We start from the raw sequence: 15,787 nt of genomic DNA, 5'->3' as shown, positions 1-15,787 counted from the left end.
GGTGCCCGCTGTTGCTGTCATCGTTGCTGTCACATGCGGGGGCGTTGACCTCGGCTCTTAAGCCGCCTGACGTGGCGCTCATGCTGTCCCGCGTGGCGCCGCTGGGCGCGGTCCACGAGCAGCGTGCGCGGATCGGTCGCCAGCTCGTACAGCTCGACCTCGAATGGGTCGGCGTCGTACTCGATGAGACGGGCCAGGGCGTCCCGGTCCTGCTCGGCGGTAGGTCGCTTGCGTACTTCGCTCCGCCAGCTCATTCCGCTCAGCTCTGCCTCGTCCACGTCCAGACAGTACCTCCGGTGTCGCGGGTGGTTCCAGTGCGTTCGGATGTCGCTCCGATGGGCCCGATGTCGGACGCGTCGTCCGGAGGCCCTGCATCGGAAGCGCCCGGTGAGGCTTGGATATCGAGCGATTCATTACGAGTCTGAAGAACAAGATCCACCTCCGTCCCGGCCCGCCGTTAGCAATCCCGTTAGCACGTCCACCCAGCATCGTGAGAATAGATCTGATGCGCCTCTGCCACTGGTTCATCTACGTGCCCCGGTGGATCTTCGCGAAGAACGGCTTAGTGATCACGCGGCCGTACGAGAGGTGCATCTACAGGCGTTCGGCCGCCAGGGTGACCACGTGGTCGCCTTGCTGGAAGCACTGCGAGAGCGGTTCATACCACAAGACGGTTTGTCTTTGGTTGCCGTGGAGGTCGGTCAGGTCGTCGGGCATGTGCTGTCCTCGGGGAGTCGGCTAGACGCTCCTCGTCGGCTCGTTCCGGTGCAGGTCCTGAGCCCGCTGGGAGTCTTGCCCAGCCGGCAACGGCGAGGCATCGGGACTGCTCTTGTGCGGCGCGGTCTGGACGCCCTAACAACCAGGTCGGTTCCGGTGGTGATTCTGGAAGGGGAGCCTGACTTCTATCCGCGTTTGGGGTTCTCTCCGGGCGGTGCCTTAGGCTTTCGCAACCGTCTCTGCGGATCCCCGATGCCCGCTTTCCAGACAATCAGGTTGCCCGCTCACGAGCCGTGGATGACAGGCGCTCTCGTTTACCCGGACGTCTTCTGGCAGCATGACGCCGTGGGCCTGCGCACTTCCGCCACCTGACATTTAAACCAACGGATGGGTTGCTTGCCTCCGCACTCTACGCGCGGACGCACGCCGCTCCGGGGTGCTCGTTCGCGCGAACGGCGCGTAACCTCGTGACAGACCTAACCGCGCGAATGAGTGGCCCGGCTCGCGGGGGTCCAGGGGGCGGCGCAGCCCCCTGGTTCGCGCTCGGTGAGCCTTGCTGCTCGCTGGAGGGGGTTTGTGATCTACAGAAGCTGGAATGTCCCGGAAACTACAACACCTAGTAACCGGTCAACCAACAGCTCAGTGAACTCTCGCGTAGTTGACGCCTTTAGGAGATCATCGAGCGAGAGAACAATCAGACGATGCCCTCGAGATTGGGCCATTGCTGCTTTATGGTAAGCCGATTTAAGTGTTTCCGGATCGCCGGTTACTCCATTGGCGACAACGAGCACGCCAAGTTCAATGCGACGGTTCTCGAGCTTGTCGATGAATTCTGCAATGGTTGAGGAGTCGACTGGATTACTCCAGTTTTTGCATTCGACCAGAAATAGATGCGGAAAGCAGGCCAATCCATTCGACATTCGCGTGTTGGCTACCGCGATATCGATCTCTTCGCTATTGTAGTGATTGAGTGCATTTCTGCGGGTCCTCAAACCCGGGACCTGATCCAGCAGGTAGCAGAATAGTTCTTCGAATGCCCTGCCTCGGTCGGTGGTTGCAAGCGAGGTATTCATGCAGGTTCTGAGAAGCGAATTAATCACAGTGACCGAATACGTCACCATATTAGATCTCGCTCCGCTGCTTCGGCGAGCTCCTCGCTTAGGATGCGCCGAAAGTCTTTGTTTCCCAGTCGGTGTATCAGGTCTTCAAGGGCGATCCTGACCACCAGCGGCGTAGCTCTCTTGGATGGCAGTTTGCGCCCGTCGGCATCATGATAGATAAGCACGCCATATTGGCAATGTCGCCTTAGTACAGCTTCCCGGAGGCGCAGCTCCTCATCATGCAGTCGCCTCTCGTCCAAACGTCCGGCTTTTATTTGTATGTAGGTTATGTCGCCCGAAAGACGGTCGGGCAGCACTGCGAGGTCGTACCCTCTATCGCCTGCGCTCATTTCGGAATGTTCGGCGAAAGCAACCCCGGCAGCTCGCAGAAGCTCACCTGCTAGTTGCTCTGTTTGCATCGCCCGCCGTCCCGGATCATTCCCTCGCGAAATCTCCCTCAATGATTGCAGGAAGTAGTTCTGATCTATGTAGCGTTTGTCCGGTTCCTGCGAAGACGACTGACTATCTTCGCGAGATTGAGCTGCGGTCAATGCCCAGAGGTGTAGGCGTAGACTTTCAAAGTCGTCGACTGGGCTAGATATGACCGTCAGTGATGAAATTCCCTTGGGCGGCCGCAATGGAGGTGGTACGACTAGGCAAGTAGCGGCCCCTTTCTCAAGTGCCCTACCGACGCGAAGAAGAACTTCAAAATTTGTAAGTGTGAGAGATTTATCGGAATTGGGATCCGAGTTATCAACGTCGTCGAGCGTGGTGGGTCGCAGGACGCCGATGACAATTGCTGGCACTGGTCGCTCGATCAGTTGATCAGCAAAGGCGCTGCCAATGATCACCGTTTCATCAATCCCAGCTTCATCGCACGCCTGAATAATATGTGTCAGGTCAACGCCACCGGCCCGAATGATCGCCGCGTCCACGGCTGCCCCTATCCATGTTCTTCTCTGGTCCCAATAACGGGCGTCGATGATGCCCGGGTTACCGTCTCATTGAAGGTCGCGTACAACCCCCAGTATGCAGCCTAGGCATACGGAACGACTCGTGAGCACATTATGCGTTGGACGAGATCAGGAAAGTTGGTTGCGGACGGCTGACGCGGCGCGGCGGGACCGGACGGAACAGGCCGCACGCCCGGCGCGCCGGGGCGGGCGGCCGCTGGCGACGCGGAGCGGCGCCCTTGAAGACGTAGAGAAAGTTCTCATCCGGGGCTCTGGGGTCACCTGGTCACTACGATCCCAGCGATGCGGAGCTTCATGATCATCTGGATCATCTGGTTGATCTCGTCGTTGGTGTGTGCCGTCTTGGCAGTGATGGCTGTGAGCATGTTCGAGTTGTGGGCTGAATCTGGTGGGCAGGGTTGATCAGTTCACGAGCTTACGGAGGGCTGTGCGGGTTTGGTCGGCGAGGCTGACGGCTGCGCCGTGGCGGTTGTCGACCGTGGTGGTGATGCCGGGTGGCGGGGCGTCCTGGAGGGTGCTGGTGTACTCGTCCCAGTGGTTGAGCTTCCAGGCGTCGCGCGGGGCATCTCGGGTTTCGATGTAGTCGTGCATGGTGTCGTTGTCGCTGTGGATCCAGATGGCGGCAACATCGACGCCTCGGGCTTTGCAGCGGTGGGTGAGGCGGTCGAGCCATCCCGGGGTGTGGAGCTCGGTGGCGAACGGAGCCGAGACGATCATGGAGATGTTGGCGTCGATGTTGGCGTAGGTGCTGTTCATCAGGCACCGGTACTCGTGCGGGCGGATCTCGCGCTGGTAGAGGTCGGTGTGGCGGTCGTGGGGGTCTCCGCCGAGGGAGATGAGCAGGCGTTCGGTCATGCGGCGGGTCATGGCGTCCTTGTCCAGGACGGCCCAGCCGGTCAGGTCCGACAGGAAACGCGCGAACTCGGTCTTGCCTGATCCGGCGTAACCGCCGACCAGGACCAGGAGCGGGGCCGCGGTCGCGGTGGTGACGCGGCGGGTGTGCAGGGCGCCGGCGATGCGGGCCTTCAGTGCTTCGGCCTGGGGGAAGAACGGCGACAGGTCGACCGGTGGGGTTGGGATCTTGCCTCGGGCATGGGCGGCCTTGGCCTCGATGACCGAGAGCGGGACATCGCTGGCCCGGGCGATGTAGGGCAACCAGTCGTCCGGAATGCGCTCGCCTCGCTCCCACCGGGACACCTCGTTCCGGGTGAGGGTGGCTTTTCCAGAGAGCGAGCACAGTAGGTCGGCCTGCTGGCGCTGGCTCCGGTCGCCGCGCAGGCGTGCGAGGTACTGGCCGAAGTCGCGTTGGCGCTGCGTGGGCATCACGGACCTCCCGTGCTCCAAGTCTGGCCCCCGCCTGGCCCCCTGTCAGGCTCCTCCGCGGAAGTCGAGTGCGCGGAATGCTTCGTGGCGTTCCACTTCAGCGAACGAATCCGTTCTCTTCCGGACGAATTCGGCGTCCTTCGTGAGGTCTCGCCATGGCTCCCAACCAGTGTCCCGACGATGTGGCCCTGGCCCAGCTCCGCAACGACTTCCCCGGCCATCGCATCTGGCGCTCCGCGCGCTTAGACGGGCGGCTGGGTGACTGGGTGGCATCCCTGCACGACCCCGCCGCAGGGATCGACCCCACAGTGATCTGTTCCGACGCGACCGCGTTGCGCTCCGCCCTGGAGGAGGAGAGGCAGCAGGCGGCCGTACGGAACGAGGACCGGTGATGGCTCCCGACCCCCCGGGCGGCTCGTCACCGGAGGGGGCCGCTGGGAGGGCGGCCCCTGTGGGAGGGGAAGGAAAGGCGGCGCGGTCGGCGGGGGTTCCCCCTGCCTCGTCGGCTGCGCCGTCTTCCGAATCCTTCGGCGAACGGTGGCGGACACGGTGGGTGTGCCGTCGTCTGGATCGGCTCGCGCGGGATCTGGGACGGCTCGGCTGGGCGTCCGCGCCTCGGTACTCGAACTCGCCGCCGGAACTGCTCGTCCGGTCCTCGCTCACGTCCTCGGTCGGCGACACGGTGAGTGTCGTTCGGGGTGAGCGGACGTGGTGGTACCGATCGAGTACTGGGGCCTGGCTCGGGCCGTGCTACGCGCCGTCGCGTGCGGCCGAGACCGTGGGCGAACTGCTGCGGTCCTGGGGCATCAGGCCGGGCGTCGAGTGATGGACGTAGCGCCGCACGAACAGCAGGTGGTGGCGGCGCTCAAGCGTGAGTTCGGCTGTGTGCTGTCGGCCTGGTACGGGCGTGCGACCGGTAATTGGTGGGCGCTGGTGCGCCTGCATTGGGGGTCGCGGCTGGTGGAGGCTTCTACACCTCGACAACTGCGCGAAGCGGTGATGCGGGCCGACGTCTGGCCTTGGCCGCCTGTTCGACGTCGCACGTCATGACGTGGTTCAGCCGAGGGTGGCCCGGCTGATGCGCTTGGCGGCCTCGGCTGGGTCTGTCTCGTGAGTGCGAATGGTGAGGTCGAACGTGACGGCCTCACCATTCGTGCGTCGGTCGGCTTCGGCCTCGTCCCATGCGGCTAGCCGGCTGGCGGTGTCGGTGTCTCCGCGGTGGGTTGAGCGTGCGGCGGTCACCTCGCGTGGGACGCATAGGCGGACGCGCGTCCAGGTGAGTGGGACGGCGGAGCTGAGGGCGGTCACGCCGGGGATGTCACCCATGTGGACGATCGGGATGCGTCCGGCGTCAATGAGGGCGTCGATGTCGTGGCGGTCGACGGCGTAGCGGTTGCCGTAGCGCTCAGTCTCGATGACCAGGCGGCCTTCGGCCCGGAGGGCGTCCAGTTCGGCCGCCGACACGTAGCGGTAGCCGGCGCTGCGGCCCGTCCCGGCCTTGAGCTTGGTCAGCAGGACGAACCGGTCGTCCAGCCGGGCCAGTTCGGCCGTGATCGTGTCCTTGCCGCTGGCCGGGGGGCCGTAGAGGATGACGCCGCGCCTGGTCACGTCAGGATCTTACGCAGCGCCTCCCTGGTCTGGTCGGCGATGCTGATCGCTGCGCCCAAGCGGTTGTCGATCGTGAGGTGGACGCCGGGCGGGCTGCTCTGGGTGTTCAGGCCCTCGGCGTACTGCTCCCAGTGGGTCAGCTTCCACGCGTCGCGGGGGGCGTCGCGGAACTCGATGTACTCGCGCATCGAGTCGGCGTCGCACCGCACCCAGATCGCCGCGACGTCCACGCCCTTCGCGCGGCAGCGGTTCGTGAGGCGGCTCAGCCACGCCTCGTCATTCAGTTCCGCGATGAACGGGGCCGCGAGGATCGTGGAGATTCCGCAGTCGATGTTGTCGTTTGCGGTATCCATGAGGCATTTGTATTCGAGTGGCCTCACGTGATCCATATAGAGGCTTGTGTGACGGTCGTGAGGGTCGCCGCCCATGCTCTCCAAGAGGCGTTCTGTGAGACGCCGGGTGAGTGAGTCCTTGTCCAGGAACGTCCAGCCTGAGATGTCGCCGAGGAAACGGGCGAATTCGGTCTTTCCCGATCCGGCGTAGCCGCCGACCAGGACGAGGACGGGCTTGTTCGAGCCGTCGGTGAGGGCTCGTCCTCGCCAGGCGGTGACGACGCGGTTCTTCAGGACGTCGCCCGCCTCGGGGTCGCGGTCCTGGGTGGCGTCGGTGACCTGGTCCAGGCCCTTGGTGATCGTGGACGCGGCCTCCTCGGTGGCGCCTGGCTCGGTCGCCGGGCTGGGGACCGGGACGGCCGCCGTCGGCTCGGCCACGTTCTCGCCGGGGAGCGGGAGGCGAAAGCCGAGGTCAGGCTCGGTTGAGCGGTACATGAGGCAGTAGGCGCGCCGGTAGTGGGGGCCGGGGTAGACGGTGCCGTTCTCGTGCCGCCAGAGCGTCTGGAAGTCGCCTCCGATGTGCAGCCCGTGCCGCTCTCCGATCCGTCTGAGCTGGTCGCCCGCGGCCTCCAGGCTGAGGCCGTGGCTCTCGCGCCGCTCGCGCAGGCGCTCGGGCTGCCATCCGGGACGGGGCTTGGTCGCGACCATGGTTCCACCTTTTCCGATCATTGCAGAAAGCGGAGCGTTCCGGGCGTCTGAATGATCTGCGCGGGGCTTGTGAAAGCGGATGTATAAACCGCTGTTCAGCATCCTGGCGAACCGCCTGTGATGGGAATCACGCGCCTTCTCCGATGGAATTTCGTGCACCGAACGGCAGCGCGGACGAACCACGAGGGGGCGGTTCCCGGTGACGGCGAACGGCGGCGGGGGTCAGACTCCGGAAGAACGTCTGGAACTGATCCTAGAAGAGCTGGACGAGATCATTTGCCGGGTCGATCAGATCGCGGCGTCGCTGGGTACACCGCCGCCTCGAGTCGGCCGACACGCTCGCCGAGGTCCCGGACGGCCGCCAGAACCTCCGAAAGCTGCTTCATGAGCGGGTCGTCGGCGTTCGGTTCCCCGGGAGCGCCGGCCTCGCTCGCGTCCCGGACGAACACGCCCTTGCCCTGCTGGCCGATCACCCTCCCCTCCGTGCGGAGGACGCCGATCGCGGACTTCACCACGCCGGTGGACGACTCGTACCGCTTCACCAGCTCGGCGATCGAGGGCAGTGCGTCGCCGGGGGCCAAGGTCCCGTCGTTGATCTGTTTCCGCAGGTCATCGGCGATCTGGAGGTATCCGGGCCGCCCGGTCTTCTTGACCATCGTCCGCCTTCCGTCGGGGGCTCGCCCCCAAGTTCAGCACAGCTCGCCGACCAAGTGAACAAGGAAGTCCTTGACAGCTTGGACGACTAAGACGACTATGTTGTCTAGGTAGTCACTCGATCACCGGAGGTCACCATGCGCACCATCCCCGTCGACGCCGCGGCCCTGACGTTCGTCTGCGTCTCGCCGCCCCGGCCCAAGCTCGTCTCGCAGGAGACGGGAGAGATCAAGGTCGACAAGGACGGCAACACCGTCTTCACCGTCGGCCTGTCCGCCGCCGACGCGATGGGCCGCGTCGAGCTGATCAACGTGGCCGTCTCCCACGACCCGGACCTGACGGTCGGACAGGTCGTCCAGCCGGTCGGCCTGGTCGGGATGGCCTGGGAGCAGAACACCGGCGGTCGCCAGCGGTGGGGGATCGCCTACCGCGCCAAGCAGCTCAACGCCGTCACACCCGCCGCCACCGCCGTTCCCGACGCGGCCTGAGAAAGGGACTGACCCGAGATGGCGAACGTCATCCTCGCCCTGGTGGGCCTGGCCGCTGCCGCGGTGGCGGCCGGGCTCTGGGCCTGGCGCAGCTTCCACCCCGTGTCGTGGTGGTACGTCGTCCAGTTCCCCGGCCGCGCGGTGCTGGCCTACCTGACGTGGCATCACGTCGCGTCCGGCTGCTCGCTCACCACAGGCCGGCGACGCTGGCGGCTCACGCTTGATGCTCTTCCGGTCGTCGGGGAAGCGGCCAGGAGCACGGCGACGGTCGTCCAGTACAGGCGTCGGGTTCGGCGAGTCAACGTCGAGAAAGCGCCGCGACTCGGCCTCATGCGGCCCACTCGGCTGGGCTGGCGGGTGCGCGTCCGCCTCGTGGACGGACAGGTCCCCGCCGACTACGAGAGGGCCGCCGAGGGCATCGCGCACGCCTGGCGCGTCCACTCGGTTCGGGTCGTGGACGTCCGGCCCGGTCGGGTCACGCTGTGGGCGACCATGCGCGACCCGCTGACCGAGGTGACGGTGACGCCGGAGACCGGCGAACTGCTCAAGGTCCGTCCGGGCAAGCTGGAGAACGGCGACGACTGGGTCATGGACTTCCGGACCATGCCCCACCACCTGAACGCCGGGGCGACGCAGTCGGGCAAGTCCACGCTCATGAACGCGGTGATCAAGGGCCTTGCTCCTCAGCCGGTCGCGCTCGTCGGGTTCGACCTGAAGGGCGGGGTCGAGCTCACGCCCTACGCTCCGCGCCTGTCGGCGCTGGCCACGACGCGCAGGGAATCGGTCGTCCTGCTGGAAGACCTGGTGGGCGAACTGGAACACCGGATGGCGCTGTGCCGGGCGCACGGTGCGCGCAACGTCTGGAAGCTGCCGGTGGACCTGCGGCCGGTTCCCATCGTGGTCCTGGTGGACGAGGTCGCCGAACTGTTCCTCATGGCGGACAAGAGCGAGAAGGACGAGATCGCCAAGACCGGAACCGCGCTGCTGCGTATCGCCCAGCTCGGCCGTGCGTTCGCGGTCTACCTGATGGTCTGCGGTCAGCGGATCGGCTCTGACCTGGGGCCCGGCGTCACCGCGCTCCGCGCCCAGCTCTCCGGCCGAATCTGCCACCGCGTCAACGATCCCGAGACCGCGAACATGACGCTCGGCGACATGGACCCCGCCGCCCTGGACGCGGCCCGCGCCATCCCCGCCGAGACTCCCGGGGTCTGCGTCGTCGCCGGTACGGACGGCTCCTGGTACCGGGCGCGCTCGGTCTACGTCAGTGAGGAAGACGCCGAAGCCGCCGCCCGCGAGTACGCCCACCTCGCTCCGGCCTGGGGCGACCTGATCGGCTCGTCGGCCCCACCTGCGTCCGCGCGGGCCTGGCCCAAGGCCGCATAGGCCGGCCTCTGCTCCTTCGGCTCGGCGTGAGCCCTGATCACGCCAGGTCCCTACCCGATCCATGCCTGAACCGCCTGGGAGGTACCCGCCATGAACGCCCGCATCATCCCGTTCCCGCGCCGTCCGCGCCCTGCCCTTGTCGCCGTTCCCGTCTCGCCGGTGACGGTCGGTTGGGACGCCGCCCGGCGGCTCTACGTCGCCCGCTGCCCGCGGTGCGCCGACGCGTTCACCGCGCTCGGCCTGGCCGACGCGGACGACTGGGCCGACGTCCACACCTGCGACGCCGAGTTGGTCGCTCTGCTCGCCGAGGTCGTCGGTGCTGGGTGGGCCGCCTGATGGGGCGTCCGCGTGCGGTGCTCGCGGACTCCGGGCCGGTGCTGGTCCTGGCCCTCATCGCGGCGGCGGGCTCGTTCACCCACATCCGCGACACCGCCGACCAGCATGGACAGCACGGCCCAATGGCCTGGGCCGTCGCGGTCTGCATCGACCTGACGTGCGTCATGGCCGCCCGCGAACGCCAGCGCGACCGGCGAACCGGCCGACGCTCCGAAGCCCTGGTGTCCTGGCCCGCGGCTGTCCTGGTCGGCGGCATCCTGCTCTCGCTGGCCGCCAACCTCGCCCAAGCGGAGCGCTCGGCCTGGGGCTGGGTCGTCGCCGCCACTCCGGCCAGTGCGTTCCTGGTCGCGGTCTCCATGCTCGAACGCCGCAACGCGGGATCCCGGAGGGCACCGGCTACCGACGCCCTGACCGTTCCGCCGTCCTTCGGCAACCCCGACGCCCTGCCGGACGCTCCCGCCGCTCCGGCTGCGGCTCCGGTCCGCCCCCAGATCACTGCCCCGGCTCGTCCCGAGCCTGCTCCGGCGGATGAGCCCGCCTCACCACCCGCGCCGCTGGTCGCCTTCGCGCGCCGCGTCGCCGACGAACACCACGCCCGTCACGGGTGCCCGATCCCCGCAGACGCGCTACGCGCCCGCCTGGGCGTGTCCGACCAACTCGCCCGCGACCTGCTCGGCCACCTGACCGCCGCCTGAGTCCAAGGGAGAACGCACGATGACCGACCTCATCCGCCCGTTCGAGCTCTTCGACCGCCTCAAGTTCGTCCTGGGCCTGCGCGCCCTGGCGGCCTTCCTGGAGGAGAACCCCGGCGTCCCGATCACACGCGGGACCCGTGACCTGATGTTCTTCACCAACTCGGACGACTGCGAGTTCTGCCAGCGCGCCGAGATCGACCGGATCGCGGCCCTCCTCGACGTCACCCCGGAGGACGGGACCGCCGAGGGCGGCCACTACACCGCGACCAAGTGCTTCGGGCCGCTCGCCTACAAGGCGGTGTTCATCCCCGGGAAGTGCCGCTGCGCCTCCAAGACCGGCCGGGCCGCCTGATGCTCGCCATCCCTCCGACCTCGGGACCGGAACCGCGGTTCTGGTACCGCTGCCGGGCCTGCGGCCACTCCCGCGCCTCCGACTGGCCTGACCTCCCGTCCGACCTGGACGGGACGTCCTGCAACTCGTGCGGCTCGGAGGAGATCACGCTCTTCGAGATCGCCACCCGCGCGGCCATCCGACTCCCGCGCCCGCTGATCCCGCCGCCCGTCCGCTACCGCTGCGCTGACTGCGGCTCCGGCGGCCTGACCAGCGACGGCGACACCTGCCCCGCCTGCCTCGGCGCGGGCTTCCTCTAGACCGTCCCACCCGCCTGGAAAGGACCACGGCCCATGTTCTTCCGACGCCTCGGATTCGCCGCCTTCTGGATCGTCCTCATCCTCTTCGTGGTCAACAACCCGGCCATCGCCGCCCACACGACCAAGGGCCTCTTCGCCCTCCTCGGCCACATCGCCGAGGGCCTGGCCCGCTTCGCCACCGCCTTCTGACCCCCCTCGCCACACGCCGCCCTTGCCGGGGCCGGCCGCGCACGGCCCCGGCACCGACCCCAGACAGGAGGACCGCCGACCATGACGCACTCATCCGCCGCACCGCTGGTCACCCCGCTCGCCGCGTTCTCCCTCGCTGCCTACCTCGACGGCCCCGACTACCCGCGTCTCGCGGCCCGTCTGCGCCGCCTCAACGGATGCGCCCAACCGATCCGCCTGCGCGGCCGCGTCGAACACCGCGACCCGCTGACCGGCGAACAGCTCCACCGCTACACCACCGCCCACGAACCCGGCGGCGTCCTCCGCGTCGCCTGCAAGACCCGCCGCGCGTCCCGCTGCCCGGCCTGCGCCGAGACCTACCGGGCCGACACCTACCAACTCATCCGCGCGGGCCTGGTCGGCGGAAAGGGCGTCCCCGACTCGGTGACCTCGCACCCCGCCGCGTTCGTCACCCTCACCGCCCCCTCCTTCGGCCCTGTCCACACCCGCCGGGAGAAGAACGGCCACGTCCAGCCCTGCCACCCCCGCCGCAACGCCGGATCCTGTCCCCACGGCCGCCCCGCTTCCTGCACCGCCCGCCACAACACCGACGATGCGCGACTCGGCGAACCGCTGTGCCCCGACTGCTACGACTACGCAGGCTCGGTCCTGTTCAACGCTCTCGCCCCGGAACTGTGGCGCCGCTTCATCCTCGCCCTCCGCCGCCGCGTCGCCAAAGCCGCGGGCCTCACCCTTGCCGAACTGAACGCCGCCGCGACCCTCTCGTTCGCCAAGGTCGCCGAGTACCAGCGCCGGGGCATCGTCCACTTCCACGCCGTCATCCGCCTCGACGGCCCGGACGGCCCGACCTCACCGCCCCCGTCCTGGGCCACCTATGACGCCCTCGCCGAGGCCATCACTCAGGCCGTTCCGGCGGTCTCGGTCACCACCCCGGACGCTCCCGTCGTCCCGTCCCGCCGCCTCACCTGGGGCACCCAACTCGACGTCCGCCCGATCACCACCAGCGGAGACCTCACCGACCAAGCCGTGGCCGGCTACATCGCCAAGTACGCCACCAAAGCCGCCGAGTGCCTGGGCACCCTCGACCGCCGCATCGGCCCAGCTGACAACCTCAACGCCCTCCCGGTCACCCCGCACGCCCGCCGCCTGATCGCCGAATGCCTGCGCCTCGGCTCCCTCGACGGCCTGGCCGCCCTCCGCCTGACCGAGTGGGCTCACATGCTCGGCTTCCGCGGCCACTTCTCCACCAAAAGCCGCCGCTACTCCACCACCCTCGGCGCACTACGCCAGGCACGCATTACTCACAACCAGCAACAACACGAGACCTCGACCGGACGCCTACCCCTCACCCCCGAAGACCAGGTGCTTGTGATCGCGCACTGGTCCTATGCGGGGCGCGGCCTCACGCCTGGTGAATCCATCCTGTCCGCCGCGCTCTCCGGCTATCCGGTCCGGCTGTACGACCCGTCCAGCTCGCCGCAAGGGAGGTCCACATGCCCGAACTCGTCCTGACCGTCGACGAAGCCGCCGAGCGGCTCCGCGTGAGCCGCTGGACCCTCTACAACCTCATCCGCTCCAACCAGCTCCGCACGGTCAAGATCGGCCGTCGCCGTCTCGTTCCCGTCAGTGCGCTCGTGGAGTGCCTTGACCAGCTCTCGGAGGTTGCTGCCTGATGTCTGTCACCACTCTCGCGTTCCCGGACGAGCCGGAGGAGCCGGAGAAGCGGAAGCCCGCCAAGGCTCGCCGTTCCCGGTCCCGTAAGCGGGCCAACGGCGAAGGAACGATCTACCAGCGCAAGGACGGCCGCTACGGCTTCTCCGCCTACGTTCCCACCACAGCGGGCACTCTCAAGCGGGTGCAGGGCTACGGCAGGACACACGAGGAGGCCCGTAAGAAGCTGACGAAGCTCCTGGAGCAGGCCGACCAGGGCATCCCTGTCTCGGCCGAGAGCTGGACTCTCGCGCAGTACCTCGCGTACTGGCTGGAACACATCGTCCGGCCTGAACGGAAGCCCAAGACGGTCCAGGGATACGAGGGCGTCATTCGGCTCTACCTGATCCCTGAGCTGGGCAATAAGCGGCTCGGGAAGCTGGCCGCACGGGACGTCCGAGCTTTCATCTCGCGTGTCCGGGCTCAGTGCCTCTGCTGCAAGCACGGGGTCGACGCCGCACGGGATGTCCCGCGCTGCTGTGCCCTCAAGGGCGGGAAGTGCTGCGATTCGCTGCTCTCAACCCGCATGGTCCAGTCGATCCACGCTGTCCTCCGGAACGCCCTGGAGTCGGCTGTCCGGGAGGAGATCGTGCCCCGCAACGTCGCCAAGCTCGTCCGGGTCTCCGCGCCCAAGTACCGGGTCAACCGGGGCCTCACGATTGATCAGGCCCGCGCAGTCCTGCGGGCGGCGGAGGACGAGCGGCTTCACGCCCTGTACGTCTTGGCGCTCTGCCTCGGCCTGCGGCGTGGGGAACTCCTCGGCCTGCGCTGGGATGACGTGACCTGGATCTGCTGCCGGGCCTGCGATGGGGAGGGCGGTGAGACTGACGGTCCGGACTGCAAGACCTGCTCAGGCCAAGGAGTCGAGGGCGGCTCGCTCGAAGTGGTGCAGACCCTTCAGCGGGTCGGGGGAGCGCTGCGGTTCGTCGCGCCCAAGAGCGAGGACTCCGAGCGGACCATCCCGCTGCCGCTGTTCTGCGCGGTCAGTCTGGCGAAGCACCGGGCCCGCCAGTTGGAGGAGCGCGCGGAGGCCTGGCCGGACTGGCAGGAACACGGGCTCGTCTTCCCGTCGCGTGTTGGGACGCCGATGGAGCCGGACAACCTGCGTCGGAGCTGGGGCCGTGTCCGTGAGGCGGCGGGTCTGGATGGCGTCCGGTTCCATGACATGCGGCACACCTGCGTCTCGCTGCTGCTCCACCTCGGAGTGGCCCCGGATGTCGTCCGGGAGATCGCGGGACACAGTGACATCGACGTCACGATGACGATCTACGCTCACACCTCGCTTGAGGAGAAGCGGGCGGCGCTCGGGAAGCTGGGGGACGTCCTCGGCTGAGCTCGTAGCGGGACGTTGCTGTCACCGTTGCTGTCAAAAAGCCCGGACACGATCACGTGTCCGGGCTTTTTGGCTGTTCAGAGAGTGTGGGCAGGGGCGGGGTCGAACCGCCGACCTTCCGCTTTTCAGGCGGACGCTCGTACCGACTGAGCTACCTACCCATGACGCGCGACGGGCGCGTCTTGCGGTCCTGACGGGATTTGAACCCGCGGCCTCCACCTTGACAGGGTGGCGAGCACTCCTAGCTGCTCCACAGGACCTTGCGTGCTCCGAGTCTAGCTGGTTCGGAGGTGTTCCGTGACCGGGGCTTTTTCGGCCCTCGCTCTCGGCGACAGGCATGAGCTTACGGGATGCCCGAGGTGAGTGCCAACTCGGTAAGCGGCGGCCGGATCGGAGGGGTTGGCCCCGGTTCGCCGGGGCCGGTCACTTCGGGGCCGGGGTGATCATCTTGCGGACGTCGGGGGTGTTCTGGAGGTAGCCGTACTGGGTCATGAGGGTGGCGACCTGCTGGAGTTTCGCGGCGTCCAGGCGGGTGGGGTAGGCGCCCAGGGAGATCTTGGCGGCGGTGACGGCGGGGATCTGGGTGTAGGTCGGGATGGCCCTGGTGACCGTCGCGCGGTCGGCGGCGGCCCTGTTCGCGCGGGCGATGGCGCGCTGGAAGGCGGCGACGGTCCTCGGGTTCTTCTCGGCGAACTTGGCGGTGCCGCCCCAGCCGGAGATCGGGAAGTCCTCGGTGGGGCCGGTGACCAGGTCGGAGAGCAGGTGTCCGCCGTGGGCGGCCTGGATGTCGGTGACGAACGGCTCGGCGGCGGCGACCGCGTCCACGGTGCCCTGCCTGAGGGCCGCGCCCATGTTCGGCAGCGGGACGGGGACGACGGTGACGTCCTTGTCGCGGTCGAGGCCGGCGTTGCGGAGCTGGACGGCGAGGAGCAGGTCCGTGACGCTGCGCACGGCCGGGACGGCGATCTTGCGCCCGCGCAGTCCGGCGAGTCCCTGGACGCCCGGGGCCGTGCCGGTCAGGACCGCGAACGAGCCGTTGGAGCCCCGGTAGGAGTCGGCGACCACGCGGAAGGCGGCCGTGCCCTTGTCCTGGGCGGTAAACGTGGAGACGTAGTTCAGCAGCGCCAGGTCCAGGGAGCCGTTGAGCAGCAGGGGCGTCGCGTCCGGGGACGCCTTGACCGGCCGGATCTTGACGGTGAGGCCCTCGTCCTTGAAGTAGCCCCGCTGCTGGGCGATGGCGAGGGGCGCGGAGTCGGGGACGGGGACGACGCCGACGGTCAGGACGGGCTTCTCGAGTCCTTCGGAGGAGCCGCAGCCGGCGGCGGACAGGGCGAGGCACGCGGCGACCGCCGCGAGCCCGAGGAGGGAGCGTTTCATGCGGGGGTTTCCTCGTCGGGGGGAGCTGCGAAGAGGCGTCAGTGTACGGAAGATCATCTCCGCGGGGGGCGGGAGTGCGGAAACGTCGGGCGGCGCGGTGGGGACGGGCCTTCAGGACCGCTCCTGCTGGTTTCGGGGTGGATGTCGGAGGTGTCCCGATCTGGAATCCGGGGAGGAAGATCCACGCCAGGTAACGGGCCGGTCGCGGT

Annotated in this window: 21 protein-coding genes and 2 tRNA genes; 13 read left to right on the top strand and 10 right to left on the bottom strand. The window is 67.8% G+C overall.

The features are described from left to right. Nucleotides 1-29: 29 nt before the first annotated feature. Nucleotides 30-254, bottom strand: coding sequence for a hypothetical protein (locus DZF91_RS04975; RefSeq protein ID WP_235834091.1), 225 nt, complete (start codon nucleotides 252-254; stop codon nucleotides 30-32). Here DZF91_RS04975 and DZF91_RS43075 point away from each other — a divergent pair. Further along, the gene (locus DZF91_RS43075) at nucleotides 184-1,089 is read left to right on the top strand and encodes a GNAT family N-acetyltransferase (protein WP_407920881.1); all 906 of its coding nucleotides are present in this window, start codon (nucleotides 184-186) and stop codon (nucleotides 1,087-1,089) included. The genes DZF91_RS04975 and DZF91_RS43075 overlap by 71 nt on opposite strands. Before the next feature lie 209 nt (nucleotides 1,090-1,298). Here DZF91_RS43075 and DZF91_RS04965 read toward each other — a convergent pair whose 3' ends face one another. From DZF91_RS04965 to DZF91_RS04960, 3 genes are all read right to left on the bottom strand, one after another. After that, nucleotides 1,299-1,790 carry a restriction endonuclease gene (locus DZF91_RS04965; RefSeq protein WP_158587853.1) on the bottom strand — a complete coding sequence of 164 codons (492 nt, stop codon included), beginning with the start codon at nucleotides 1,788-1,790 and terminating at the stop codon, nucleotides 1,299-1,301. Between the two features lie 41 nt (nucleotides 1,791-1,831). After that, nucleotides 1,832-2,752 (bottom strand): restriction endonuclease, encoded by a 921-nt coding sequence (locus DZF91_RS38770; RefSeq protein WP_147340997.1) that lies wholly within the window; start codon nucleotides 2,750-2,752, stop codon nucleotides 1,832-1,834. Nucleotides 2,753-3,193: 441 nt separating this feature from the next. After that, nucleotides 3,194-4,114, bottom strand: a complete 921-nt coding sequence (locus DZF91_RS04960; RefSeq protein ID WP_199486415.1) for an AAA family ATPase — start codon at nucleotides 4,112-4,114, stop codon at nucleotides 3,194-3,196. Between the two features lie 155 nt (nucleotides 4,115-4,269). Here DZF91_RS04960 and DZF91_RS04955 point away from each other — a divergent pair, with 155 nt between their 5' ends. Beyond that, complete coding sequence (locus DZF91_RS04955; protein WP_117356305.1) at nucleotides 4,270-4,506, top strand: hypothetical protein; 237 nt, start codon at nucleotides 4,270-4,272, stop codon at nucleotides 4,504-4,506. A 161-nt stretch (nucleotides 4,507-4,667) separates the two neighbouring features. Beyond that, complete coding sequence (locus tag DZF91_RS38765) at nucleotides 4,668-4,940, top strand: hypothetical protein (protein WP_147340996.1); 273 nt, start codon at nucleotides 4,668-4,670, stop codon at nucleotides 4,938-4,940. A 230-nt stretch (nucleotides 4,941-5,170) separates the two neighbouring features. Here the strand turns inward: DZF91_RS38765 and DZF91_RS04950 are convergent, their stop codons facing one another. The 3 genes from DZF91_RS04950 to DZF91_RS04940 all read right to left on the bottom strand — a co-directional run bounded on the left by DZF91_RS04950 (nucleotide 5,171) and on the right by DZF91_RS04940 (nucleotide 7,418). Then, nucleotides 5,171-5,722: a guanylate kinase gene (locus tag DZF91_RS04950; RefSeq protein WP_117356304.1), complete on the bottom strand. Its 552-nt coding sequence runs from the start codon at nucleotides 5,720-5,722 to the stop codon at nucleotides 5,171-5,173. Beyond that, the gene (locus DZF91_RS04945; RefSeq protein WP_117356303.1) at nucleotides 5,719-6,762 is read right to left on the bottom strand and encodes an AAA family ATPase; all 1,044 of its coding nucleotides are present in this window, start codon (nucleotides 6,760-6,762) and stop codon (nucleotides 5,719-5,721) included. Before DZF91_RS04945 ends, DZF91_RS04950 begins: the two co-directional genes overlap by 4 nt. 272 nt (nucleotides 6,763-7,034) lie before the next feature. Next, complete coding sequence (locus DZF91_RS04940; protein ID WP_117356302.1) at nucleotides 7,035-7,418, bottom strand: GntR family transcriptional regulator; 384 nt, start codon at nucleotides 7,416-7,418, stop codon at nucleotides 7,035-7,037. 135 nt (nucleotides 7,419-7,553) lie between these two features. Between DZF91_RS04940 and DZF91_RS04935 the strand changes: the two genes are divergently transcribed. From DZF91_RS04935 to DZF91_RS04895, 10 genes are all read left to right on the top strand, one after another. Then, nucleotides 7,554-7,904: an SCO3933 family regulatory protein gene (locus DZF91_RS04935; RefSeq protein ID WP_117356301.1), complete on the top strand. Its 351-nt coding sequence runs from the start codon at nucleotides 7,554-7,556 to the stop codon at nucleotides 7,902-7,904. Nucleotides 7,905-7,922: 18 nt separating this feature from the next. Next, nucleotides 7,923-9,287, top strand: a complete 1,365-nt coding sequence (locus tag DZF91_RS04930) for an FtsK/SpoIIIE domain-containing protein (protein ID WP_117356300.1) — start codon at nucleotides 7,923-7,925, stop codon at nucleotides 9,285-9,287. Between the two features lie 90 nt (nucleotides 9,288-9,377). Then, on the top strand, nucleotides 9,378-9,623 hold the full coding sequence (locus tag DZF91_RS04925; RefSeq protein WP_117356299.1) for a hypothetical protein: 246 nt from the start codon (nucleotides 9,378-9,380) through the stop codon (nucleotides 9,621-9,623). Continuing rightward, nucleotides 9,623-10,318: a DUF2637 domain-containing protein gene (locus DZF91_RS04920; protein WP_117356325.1), complete on the top strand. Its 696-nt coding sequence runs from the start codon at nucleotides 9,623-9,625 to the stop codon at nucleotides 10,316-10,318. The genes DZF91_RS04925 and DZF91_RS04920 overlap by 1 nt, the downstream gene beginning before the upstream one ends. Nucleotides 10,319-10,337: 19 nt before the next feature. Further along, a complete protein-coding gene (locus DZF91_RS04915) occupies nucleotides 10,338-10,670 on the top strand; it encodes a hypothetical protein (protein ID WP_117356298.1) in 333 nt (110 codons plus the stop codon). Beyond that, on the top strand, nucleotides 10,670-10,969 hold the full coding sequence (locus tag DZF91_RS04910) for a hypothetical protein (protein ID WP_147340995.1): 300 nt from the start codon (nucleotides 10,670-10,672) through the stop codon (nucleotides 10,967-10,969). The genes DZF91_RS04915 and DZF91_RS04910 overlap by 1 nt, the downstream gene beginning before the upstream one ends. A 33-nt stretch (nucleotides 10,970-11,002) precedes the next feature. Next, the gene (locus DZF91_RS39440; RefSeq protein ID WP_158587852.1) at nucleotides 11,003-11,158 is read left to right on the top strand and encodes a hypothetical protein; all 156 of its coding nucleotides are present in this window, start codon (nucleotides 11,003-11,005) and stop codon (nucleotides 11,156-11,158) included. An 81-nt stretch (nucleotides 11,159-11,239) separates the two neighbouring features. Then, on the top strand, nucleotides 11,240-12,670 hold the full coding sequence (locus DZF91_RS04905; RefSeq protein ID WP_117356296.1) for a replication initiator: 1,431 nt from the start codon (nucleotides 11,240-11,242) through the stop codon (nucleotides 12,668-12,670). Continuing rightward, nucleotides 12,652-12,831, top strand: a complete 180-nt coding sequence (locus DZF91_RS04900; protein ID WP_117356295.1) for a helix-turn-helix domain-containing protein — start codon at nucleotides 12,652-12,654, stop codon at nucleotides 12,829-12,831. Before DZF91_RS04905 ends, DZF91_RS04900 begins: the two co-directional genes overlap by 19 nt. Beyond that, nucleotides 12,831-14,201, top strand: a complete 1,371-nt coding sequence (locus DZF91_RS04895) for a tyrosine-type recombinase/integrase (protein WP_117356294.1) — start codon at nucleotides 12,831-12,833, stop codon at nucleotides 14,199-14,201. The genes DZF91_RS04900 and DZF91_RS04895 overlap by 1 nt, the downstream gene beginning before the upstream one ends. 87 nt (nucleotides 14,202-14,288) lie before the next feature. Here DZF91_RS04895 and DZF91_RS04890 read toward each other — a convergent pair. The 3 genes from DZF91_RS04890 to DZF91_RS04880 form a co-directional block, all read right to left on the bottom strand. Then, nucleotides 14,289-14,362 (bottom strand) — tRNA-Phe (locus tag DZF91_RS04890). Between the two features lie 24 nt (nucleotides 14,363-14,386). Next, a tRNA-Asp gene (locus tag DZF91_RS04885) sits at nucleotides 14,387-14,461 on the bottom strand. Nucleotides 14,462-14,624: 163 nt separating this feature from the next. Beyond that, nucleotides 14,625-15,578 (bottom strand): ABC transporter substrate-binding protein, encoded by a 954-nt coding sequence (locus DZF91_RS04880; protein WP_158587851.1) that lies wholly within the window; start codon nucleotides 15,576-15,578, stop codon nucleotides 14,625-14,627. Between the last annotated feature and the right edge of the window lie 209 nt (nucleotides 15,579-15,787).

Origin of the sequence: Actinomadura logoneensis, from assembly GCF_003428695.1 — a bacterium.
Classification (GTDB): Bacteria; Actinomycetota; Actinomycetes; order Streptosporangiales; family Streptosporangiaceae; genus Spirillospora; species Spirillospora logoneensis.
The sequence above is the reverse complement of the archived record's forward strand: the minus strand, read 5'-3'. Positions and strand labels throughout refer to the sequence as shown.

What these genes read in the sequence shown, in the direction of transcription:
- DZF91_RS43075 (WP_407920881.1), top strand. Translation starts at nt 184, where the DNA reads ATGAGACGGGCCAGGGCGTCCCGGTCCTGCTCGGCGGTAGGTCGCTTG.
- DZF91_RS04945 (WP_117356303.1), bottom strand. Translation starts at nt 6,762, where the DNA reads ATGGTCGCGACCAAGCCCCGTCCCGGATGGCAGCCCGAGCGCCTGCGC.
- DZF91_RS04920 (WP_117356325.1), top strand. Translation starts at nt 9,623, where the DNA reads ATGGGGCGTCCGCGTGCGGTGCTCGCGGACTCCGGGCCGGTGCTGGTC.
- DZF91_RS04955 (WP_117356305.1), top strand. Translation starts at nt 4,270, where the DNA reads ATGGCTCCCAACCAGTGTCCCGACGATGTGGCCCTGGCCCAGCTCCGC.
- DZF91_RS04900 (WP_117356295.1), top strand. Translation starts at nt 12,652, where the DNA reads ATGCCCGAACTCGTCCTGACCGTCGACGAAGCCGCCGAGCGGCTCCGC.
- DZF91_RS04925 (WP_117356299.1), top strand. Translation starts at nt 9,378, where the DNA reads ATGAACGCCCGCATCATCCCGTTCCCGCGCCGTCCGCGCCCTGCCCTT.
- DZF91_RS04880 (WP_158587851.1), bottom strand. Translation starts at nt 15,578, where the DNA reads ATGAAACGCTCCCTCCTCGGGCTCGCGGCGGTCGCCGCGTGCCTCGCC.
- DZF91_RS04905 (WP_117356296.1), top strand. Translation starts at nt 11,240, where the DNA reads ATGACGCACTCATCCGCCGCACCGCTGGTCACCCCGCTCGCCGCGTTC.
- DZF91_RS04910 (WP_147340995.1), top strand. Translation starts at nt 10,670, where the DNA reads ATGCTCGCCATCCCTCCGACCTCGGGACCGGAACCGCGGTTCTGGTAC.
- DZF91_RS04975 (WP_235834091.1), bottom strand. Translation starts at nt 254, where the DNA reads ATGAGCTGGCGGAGCGAAGTACGCAAGCGACCTACCGCCGAGCAGGAC.
- DZF91_RS04895 (WP_117356294.1), top strand. Translation starts at nt 12,831, where the DNA reads ATGTCTGTCACCACTCTCGCGTTCCCGGACGAGCCGGAGGAGCCGGAG.
- DZF91_RS04965 (WP_158587853.1), bottom strand. Translation starts at nt 1,790, where the DNA reads ATGAATACCTCGCTTGCAACCACCGACCGAGGCAGGGCATTCGAAGAA.
- DZF91_RS04930 (WP_117356300.1), top strand. Translation starts at nt 7,923, where the DNA reads ATGGCGAACGTCATCCTCGCCCTGGTGGGCCTGGCCGCTGCCGCGGTG.
- DZF91_RS39440 (WP_158587852.1), top strand. Translation starts at nt 11,003, where the DNA reads ATGTTCTTCCGACGCCTCGGATTCGCCGCCTTCTGGATCGTCCTCATC.
- DZF91_RS04960 (WP_199486415.1), bottom strand. Translation starts at nt 4,114, where the DNA reads ATGCCCACGCAGCGCCAACGCGACTTCGGCCAGTACCTCGCACGCCTG.
- DZF91_RS04915 (WP_117356298.1), top strand. Translation starts at nt 10,338, where the DNA reads ATGACCGACCTCATCCGCCCGTTCGAGCTCTTCGACCGCCTCAAGTTC.
- DZF91_RS04940 (WP_117356302.1), bottom strand. Translation starts at nt 7,418, where the DNA reads ATGGTCAAGAAGACCGGGCGGCCCGGATACCTCCAGATCGCCGATGAC.
- DZF91_RS04935 (WP_117356301.1), top strand. Translation starts at nt 7,554, where the DNA reads ATGCGCACCATCCCCGTCGACGCCGCGGCCCTGACGTTCGTCTGCGTC.